This window comes from Blastococcus sp. SYSU DS0533 (assembly GCF_054050775.1).
Map to the genome: position 1 here is coordinate 43907 of NZ_JBJGZZ010000022.1, position 7754 is coordinate 51660.

General features: G+C 75.8%; 10 protein-coding genes. 9 read left to right on the forward strand and 1 reads right to left on the reverse strand.

The window, feature by feature from the left end:
* Positions 1-22: 22 nt before the first annotated feature.
* The 9 genes from ACI79W_RS18975 (at position 23) to ACI79W_RS19015 (ending at position 7633) form a co-directional block, all read left to right on the forward strand.
* The gene (locus tag ACI79W_RS18975) at positions 23-2104 is read left to right on the forward strand and encodes an elongation factor G-like protein EF-G2 (protein WP_456563644.1); all 2082 of its coding nucleotides are present in this window, start codon (positions 23-25) and stop codon (positions 2102-2104) included.
* 121 nt (positions 2105-2225) lie between these two features.
* The gene (locus ACI79W_RS18980; protein ID WP_456563645.1) at positions 2226-2894 is read left to right on the forward strand and encodes a CDP-alcohol phosphatidyltransferase family protein; all 669 of its coding nucleotides are present in this window, start codon (positions 2226-2228) and stop codon (positions 2892-2894) included.
* The gene (locus ACI79W_RS18985; RefSeq protein ID WP_456563646.1) at positions 2891-3790 is read left to right on the forward strand and encodes a DUF881 domain-containing protein; all 900 of its coding nucleotides are present in this window, start codon (positions 2891-2893) and stop codon (positions 3788-3790) included. The genes ACI79W_RS18980 and ACI79W_RS18985 overlap by 4 nt, the downstream gene beginning before the upstream one ends.
* Before the next feature lie 4 nt (positions 3791-3794).
* Positions 3795-4127 (forward strand): small basic family protein, encoded by a 333-nt coding sequence (locus tag ACI79W_RS18990; RefSeq protein ID WP_091932660.1) that lies wholly within the window; start codon positions 3795-3797, stop codon positions 4125-4127.
* Complete coding sequence (locus ACI79W_RS18995; RefSeq protein WP_456563647.1) at positions 4124-4930, forward strand: DUF881 domain-containing protein; 807 nt, start codon at positions 4124-4126, stop codon at positions 4928-4930. The genes ACI79W_RS18990 and ACI79W_RS18995 overlap by 4 nt, the downstream gene beginning before the upstream one ends.
* Positions 4931-5020: 90 nt before the next feature.
* Complete coding sequence (gcvH, locus tag ACI79W_RS19000; protein ID WP_456563648.1) at positions 5021-5425, forward strand: glycine cleavage system protein GcvH; 405 nt, start codon at positions 5021-5023, stop codon at positions 5423-5425.
* 261 nt (positions 5426-5686) lie between these two features.
* On the forward strand, positions 5687-6202 hold the full coding sequence (odhI, locus tag ACI79W_RS19005; RefSeq protein WP_091932657.1) for an oxoglutarate dehydrogenase inhibitor Odhl: 516 nt from the start codon (positions 5687-5689) through the stop codon (positions 6200-6202).
* A gap of 76 nt (positions 6203-6278) precedes the next feature.
* A complete protein-coding gene (gene ftsR, locus ACI79W_RS19010; protein ID WP_456563649.1) occupies positions 6279-7025 on the forward strand; it encodes a transcriptional regulator FtsR in 747 nt (248 codons plus the stop codon).
* A 116-nt stretch (positions 7026-7141) separates the two neighbouring features.
* The gene (locus tag ACI79W_RS19015; protein WP_236825914.1) at positions 7142-7633 is read left to right on the forward strand and encodes a bifunctional nuclease family protein; all 492 of its coding nucleotides are present in this window, start codon (positions 7142-7144) and stop codon (positions 7631-7633) included.
* Between the two features lie 13 nt (positions 7634-7646).
* On the opposite strand, the gene ACI79W_RS19020 is transcribed toward ACI79W_RS19015, so the two are convergent.
* The coding region (locus tag ACI79W_RS19020) for an integrase core domain-containing protein (RefSeq protein ID WP_456561255.1) at positions 7647-7754 on the reverse strand (108 nt) is incomplete at its 5' end.

The window sequence follows — 7754 nt, forward strand, 5'->3', positions numbered from 1 at the left end:
GGCCTCGGGGCCTGAGGCACCCGTGGGCAGGGACATCCCGCCGGCCCCCGCGCCCCGCCCGGCCGCGCAGGTGCGCAACGTCGCCCTCGTCGGCCGCGCCGGGGCGGGCAAGACGACCCTCGCCGAGGCGCTGCTGGTGGCCACCGGGGCCATCCCGCGGGCCGGCCGCGTCGAGGAGGGCACCACCTGCCTCGACACCGAGGAGGTGGAGATCCGCCAGCAGCGCTCGGTCGCGCTGGGCGTGGCCACCGTCGAGCACGACGGCCACCGCATCACGCTGCTCGACACCCCGGGTTCGCCGGACTTCGTCGGCGAGCTGCGGGCCGGCCTGCGCGCCGCCGACTCGGCCCTGTTCGTCGTCTCGGCCGTCAGCGGCGTGGACGCCGCCACCGTGCAGCTCTGGGAGGAGTGCGCCGCGGTGGGGATGCCGCGCGCCGTCGTGCTCACCCAGATCGACCGGCCGCGCGCCGACGTCGACGAGGCGGTGCGCCTCTGCCAGCTGATGCTGGGGGAGGGCGTCTACCCCATGCACCTGGTCGACCGCGGGCCAGACGGGGCAGCACGCGGCCTGGTCTCGCTGCTGGAGCCGCACCTCGACGCCGCCCGGGTCGGCGACCACGACGCCGACCGGCTCCGGGCCGAGCTGATCGAGGGGATCATCGGCGAGAGCGAGGACGAGACGCTGATGGAGCGCTACCTCGCCGGTGACGAGCTCGCCGTCCCCGACCTGGTCGCCGACCTGGAGACCGCGGTCGCCCGCGGCCACTTCCACCCCGTCGTCTGCGTCGCCCCGCTCACCGGGGTAGGCACCGACGAGCTGCTGCAGCTCATCGTCTCCGCCCTGCCCTCACCCACCGAGCACGGCTGCCCGCCGGTCACCCGCCCCGACGGGACGCCGGCGCCGGCGCTGGGCTGCGCGCCCGACGGGCCGCTGGTCGCCGAGGTGGTCCGCACCACCACCGACCCCTACGTCGGCCGGATCTCCCTGGTGCGCGTCTTCTCCGGCACCCTGCGGCCGGACGTCGCGGTGCACGTGTCGGGCCACGGCATGGCCGAGCGCGGCCACCCCGACCACGACGCGGACGAGCGGATCGGCGTCCTCACCTCCCCGCTGGGCGCCGCCCTCCGGCCGGTCGCGGCGTGCCCTGCCGGCGACATCTGCGCGGTCGCCCGGCTGGCGACGGCGGAGACCGGCGACACGCTCAGCTCACCCGAGGAGCCGCGGCTGGTGCCGCCCTGGGAGCTGCCGGTGCCGCAGCTGCCCGTGGCGGTGGAGGCCGCCTCCCGCGGCGACGAGGACCGGATGGCCACCGCGCTGGCCCGGCTCGTCGCCGAGGACCCCACCGTCCGGCTCGAGCGGCGGGCCGACACCGGCCAGCTGCTGCTCTGGTGCGTCGGCGACGCGCACGCCGAGGTGCTGCTGGAGCGGCTCCGCAGCCGGCACGGCGTCGCCGTCGCCACGGTGCCGGTGCGGGTACCGCTGGTCGAGACGCTCCGCGGCCCGGCCCGCGTCACCGGCCGGCACGTCAAGCAGTCGGGCGGGCACGGCCAGTACGCCGTCGTCGTCGTCGAGGGCGAGCCGGGGGAGCCCGGTTCGGGGATCGTCTTCGAGCAGCGCATCGTCGGGGGCACCGTGCCCGGCCAGTTCCACGCCAGCGTGGAGAAGGGCATCCGCGCCCAGGCGGCCCGCGGGGTGAACGGGGACCGCCCGCTGGTCGACGTCCGCGTCACCCTCGTCGACGGCAAGGCGCACTCGGTCGATTCCTCCGACGCCGCGTTCCAGGCCGCCGGCGCCCTCGCCCTGCGGGAACTCGCGGCCGCGGCCGGCACCCAGGTGCTCGAACCGTGGTGCGAGGTCGAGGTGCAGGTGCCCGCCGAGCACGTCGGCGCGGTGATGAGCGACCTGTCCTCCCGGCGCGCGCGGGTGACCGGCAGCGAGGCCGACCCCGGCCGGGACCGCGCCACCGTGCGCGCCGAGGTGCCCGAGGTCGAGTTGCTCGGGTACCCCGGCGTCCTGCGCTCGGTGACGCACGGGACGGGCAGCTTCGACCGCCGGCCGCTCGGGTACGAGCCGGCGCCCGCTGCGGTGGCCGTGCCCGCCTGAACGGCACCGTCCCGGCGAGGGGGCGGCCCGGTCCGGAGGCTCGCCGCGAGCCTGCGAGCGGTGAGAGCGACGGGGGCCTTCGACTAGCCTCGGGCACGGCTGTGCTGGGACTGGAGGGAACGTGACGTCGTCGAACGGGCCGTCGGCTGCCGCACCCGTCCCCCCGCCCCGGACGTCGGGACGGGCGCTGCCTGACCGCGAGACCCTCCCGGACCGGGTCTGGACCCTGCCGAACGCCCTGTCCGTGCTCCGGCTCCTCGGCGTGCCGCTGTTCCTGTGGCTGCTCCTCGGGCCGGAGGAGGACGGCTGGGCCCTCGTCGTCCTCATGGTGTCGGGCTTCACCGACTGGCTCGACGGCAAGCTCGCGCGCTGGCTGGACCAGGGCAGCCGCCTCGGGGCGCTGCTGGACCCGGCGGCGGACCGGCTCTACATCGTCTCCGCGCTGGTCGCCCTGGCCCTGCGCGAGGTCGTCCCCCTCTGGCTGGTGGCCCTGCTGGTCGGCCGGGAGCTCCTGCTCGGCGTGCTGCTGCTGGTGCTGCGGGCGCACGGCTACCCGCCGCTGCAGGTGCACTACCTGGGCAAGGCGGCGACCCTCCTGCTGCTCTACGCCTTCCCCGTGCTCCTGATCGCCGACGGGGACGGAGCGCTGGCCGCCGTCGCCGAGCCGTTCGCCTGGGCCCTCACCATCTGGGGCACGGCCCTCTACCTGCTGGCCGCCCTCTTCTACGTGATCCAGGTGGTGGGCCTGGTGGCCGCGGAGCGCGCCGCGGGACGCCAGGGCCCGCCGTGACCGGTGCGCGCCCGCCCGGCGGCGTCCGCTCGCTGGGCGCCTCCCTGCTCGACGACGTCCTCGCCGAGACACTCGACCCCGCGTACGCGCAGGCCGCCGCCCGGCGGGCCGGCGGCGAGGCGCCGCGCCGGGGTCGCGGGCGGGTGCTCGTCGCGCTCACCATGGCCGCCGCGGGCCTGCTCGCCGCGGTGACCTACGACCAGGCGGCCGCCCGGGCGGAGGGCCGCCAGGAGATCCGCGAGGCGCTGGTCAACGACATCCAGGACCAGTCGGCGGTCAGCGACGAGCTGGCCGCCCGCCTGGAGGAGGTGCGCGCCGAGGTCAGCCGCACCAGCGATGAGCTGCTCGCCGCGAGCGCGGTGGGGCAGCGCGCCCTCGACGCGCTGGCGCGGGCCGAGCAGGGCACCGCGGCGGTTCCCGTCACCGGGCCGGGGCTGCTGGTCACCCTGGCCAACGCCGAGCCCGACGCCGACGACGACCCGATCGGCACCGGCGCGGCCGGCGCCGAGGCGGTCCAGGTGGCCGACGGCGACCTGCAGCTGGTCGTCAACGCGCTGTGGGGCGCCGGCGCCGAGGCGATCAGCGTCAACGGGCAGCGGCTGGGCCCGACCAGCGCCATCCGGTTCGCCGGCGAGGCGGTGCTGGTCAACTTCCGCCCGGTCACCAGCCCCTACCGGATCCGCGCCGTCGGCGACCCCGACGCGCTGTCCCAGAACTTCCTGCAGGACCCGCAGGTGCGCGACCTCGCCGAGTTCGCGGCCGCCACGGGGCTGCAGTTCCTGTTCAGCGAGGAGGACGACCTGTCCCTGCCGGCCGCCAACCCGCCGGAGCTCCGCTCCGCCGAGGTCGTCAGTTCCCGCCGGGTCCCCGGCACCGAGCCCGGCCCCGGAGGCTGACGCCGTGATCCCGATCCTCGGCCTCGCAGCAGGGGTGCTGCTGGGCCTGGTCTTCGACCCCACCGTCCCGCTCTGGCTGCAGCCCTACCTCCCGATCGCCGTCGTCGCCGCCCTCGACGCCGTCTTCGGCGGCTTCCGCGCCCGGCTCGACGGCATCTTCGACGCCAAGGTGTTCGTGATCTCCTTCGTGTCGAACGTCGTGGTGGCGGCGCTGATCGTCTTCCTGGGCGACCAGCTCGGTGTCGGGGCGCAGCTGTCGACGGCGGTCGTCGTCGTCCTCGGCATCCGCATCTTCGGCAACGCCGCCGCCATCCGCCGGCACGTGTTCCGCGCATGACCGGCCCGGTGCGGCCCGAGCCGCCGGACGGCGGTGCCGGCCCGCGGGAGCGGCCGGCCGGCGCCGGTCCGGCGGAGGAGCGGGCCGCGCCGGCGCGGGATGCCGCTGCGGCGCGGCGTCGGCGGCGCGACCCCGTGGCAGCCGGGCTCATCGGCGTCCTCACGTTGCTCCTGGGCTTCGCGCTGGCGGTGCAGGTGCGCAACGCCGACGAGGCCCAGGTGCTGGCCGGCGCGCGCGAGGAGGACCTCGTGCGCATCCTCGACGAGCTCGACAGCCGCGAGGAGCGGCTGCGCTCCCAGCTGAACGAGCAACGGGCGGCGCTCCGGGAGCTCAACGGCTCGGGCAGCCGGACCGGCGCCGCCCTGGAGGAGGCCCGCGAACGGGCCGAGGCGCTCGGCATCCTCAACGGCACGCTCGCGGCCCGGGGGCCGGGGATCACCCTGAGCGTCAGCGACCCCGCGGGCGCGGTGCAGGTGCCCGACCTGCTCGACGTCGTCCAGGAGCTTCGCGGGGCCGGAGCGGAGACCATGCAGGTCGACGACGTCCGGATCGGGCACTCCACCGCCGTCACCGGCGCCGCGGGCGACCTCGTGGTCGACGGCACCCCGCTGCGCTCGCCGTACGAGTTCGTCGTCCTCGGGGACCCGCAGGGCATGGAGACGGCCATGAACATCCCGGGCGGGGTGGTCCAGCGCATCGAGCGGCGCGGCGGATCCGTCGAGATCACCCGGTCGCCCGAGCTCGTCGTGGACGCGTTGCGGCCGCTGGACCGCCCTCAATACGCTTCGCCCGAGACAGATTGAGGACCTCGGTGCCCCCCACCTCTTGCTCCGCTCGAGGCGGGGCCCCGTACCGAGGCCGTCCCACCACCTCACCGGGAGACGATCGCCCGCATGGCCACGCCTGACGACCGCCGCTACACCGACCAGCACGAGTGGGCGCTGGTGCAGGGGACCGACGGGACGTCGACCGTCGTCCGGGTCGGCATCACCGATCACGCCCAGGACGCGCTCGGGGACATCGTCTTCGTCCAGCTGCCCGAGGTGGGGGCGGAGGTGGCCCCCGGCACGCCGATGGGCGAGGTCGAGTCCACCAAGAGCGTCTCCGACGTCTACGCACCCGTCACCGGGGTCGTGGCGGCCGTGAACACCCGCCTGGCCGACGCGCCCGAGACCATCAACGCCGACCCCTACGGCGAGGGCTGGCTGGTCGACATCGCCGTCCCGGGGGAGGGCGGGGACCCGATCGGGCAGCTGCTCGACGCCGACGCCTACCAGGCGGTGGTCGAGGGCTCGTGACCGGCCCGCCGGGAGGCTGCCCCCGGCCATCGCTCACTATGATCGTCGCGGGGCGCAGAACAGCGGGGGACCTGCGGCGAAGCCGCCCCCCCCAGCCCCGCCCGTCCGGTTGACCCTCGGGCCGACCGGCTGGTTCCATGACCCACGGTCCGCCGCCCATCCGCGGCGGCCGACCCACGGAGGGCCGCCCGGCCCACCGTCCGCCGGCCGCCCGCGGCCAATCGGTCCGCGGCGGGCCCCTCGCACCGGAGGAGACGCAACGTGCACTGCACTCGATGTGGCCACGAGAACCCCGAGGGCAGTCGCTTCTGCGCGCAGTGCGGTGCGGCGCTCTCCCCGGAGCGCGTGGGCGAGGCCACCAGCGTGATCCCCAAGGTCGGCGGCGAGGACACCGGCGACCAGCCCGAGGCGGTGGAGGCGGCCGACGCGCACGCGGGCGCCGTGGAGTCGCTGCCGGCCGGATCGGCGCTGCTGGTGGTCAAGCGCGGCCCCAACGCCGGGAGCCGGTTCCTCCTCGACCAGGACGTCACCACGGCCGGCCGGCACCCCGACAGCGACATCTTCCTCGACGACGTCACGGTCAGCCGCCGGCACGTCGAGTTCCACCGCGAGGGCGGCGGCTTCTCGGTGCACGACGTCGGCAGCCTCAACGGCACCTACGTGAACCGGGAGCCGGTCGACGTCGCGACCCTCGCCGGTGGCGACGAGGTGCAGATCGGGAAGTTCCGGCTGGTGTACCTGACCGGCCCGCGCACGGGCGAGCCGGCCGCTCGCTAGTGCACCGACCGGTGACCGTCTGCACGTGGGGACCGCGGAGCGGGACCCCGGGACGGGGTCCCGGGGAGAGAGGGGCGTGACCGCCGTGCCCGGGCGCGAGCGCGCGCTCGGGGACGCCGGCGACCAGCACGCGCCACGCCTGACCATCGGCGAGGTGCTGGCGGTGCTGCGCGACGACTTCCCCGACGTGACGATCAGCAAGATCCGGTACCTCGAGTCCGAGGACCTGGTGCACCCGCAGCGCACGCCGTCGGGGTACCGCAAGTTCTCGCGGGCCGACGTCAGCCGGCTGCGGTACGTGCTCACCGCCCAGCGGGACCACTACCTGCCGCTGCGGGTGATCAAGGACCACCTCGACGCGCTGGACCGCGGGGTGCCGCTGCCCGGCACCGGCACCGGCACCGGCACCGGCACGGCGCCGCTGCCCCCGGCCTCCACCGAAGAGGGGGCGACGGCCCCGCTGACGGCGGAGCAGTTCGCCCGGGCGGCCGGCCTGGAGCCCGGGCAGCTGGCCGACTGCGTGCAGTTCGGTCTCCTGACCACCGACGCCGACGGGCGGCACCCGGCGGCGGACCTGCCCATCGCACGGGCGGCCGCCGGGCTGGCCCGGCACGGCATCGAGCCGCGTCACCTGCGGGTGTACCGCAGCGCCGTGGAGCGGGAGGCGGGGCTGGTCGAGCAGCTCGTCGCCCCGGTGCTGCGGGCCCGCTCGGAGGAGGCGCGCACGCGCGCCACCGAGAAGCTGCAGGAGCTGGCGGCGCTCTCCGCGCAGCTGCACACCGCCCTGCTCGAGACGCGCCTGCGGGACCTCCTCCGTCCCTGAGCGGGCGTACCGTGGACGCGTCGCCGCCCGGCCTCGCCCGGCGAGGCCGACGAGTCACCGGCCGCCTGACCACACCGTCCCGCCCGAACCCGGGCCGCAGCCGAGGGAGCCGCACCGTGCAGGAGCTTCGAGTCGTCGGCGTCCGCGTCGAACTGCCCGGCAACCAGCCGATCCTGCTGCTCAAGGAGACGCAGGGAGAGCGCTACCTGCCGATCTGGATCGGTGCCGTCGAGGCGGCCGCCATCGCGTTCGAGCAGCAGGGCGTGCGGCCGGCCCGCCCCATGACCCACGACCTCCTCCGCGAGGTCGTGCGCACCCTGGGCGCCGAGCTGGAGGCGGTCAACATCACCGAGATGCGCGACGGCATCTACATCGCCGAGCTGGTGTTCGGCGACGACCGCGTCGTCAGTGCCCGGCCCTCGGACGCGGTGGCGTTGGCCGTGCGCACCGGTGCGCCGATCTTCGGCGCGGACGACCTCCTCGACGAGGTCGGCATCGAGATCCCCGACGAGCAGGAGGACGAGGTGGAGAAGTTCCGCGAGTTCCTCGACCAGATCTCGCCGGAGGACTTCGGGGCCGGGTCCGGCTCCGGGGGCGGGCCCGCCTAGGTGTACCGAGCCATCACGTTGGTGCCAGTCGGCTGATCGGGGGCTCCCCGCCGAGGGCGCTGTGGCGGCGTTGAGTGTTGTAGTGCTCCAGCCAGGGAGCAAGCGCGGCTGAGCGCTGGTC

What these genes read in the sequence shown, in the direction of transcription:
- ACI79W_RS18995 (WP_456563647.1), top strand. Translation starts at nt 4,124, where the DNA reads ATGACCGGCCCGGTGCGGCCCGAGCCGCCGGACGGCGGTGCCGGCCCG.
- gcvH (WP_456563648.1), top strand. Translation starts at nt 5,021, where the DNA reads ATGGCCACGCCTGACGACCGCCGCTACACCGACCAGCACGAGTGGGCG.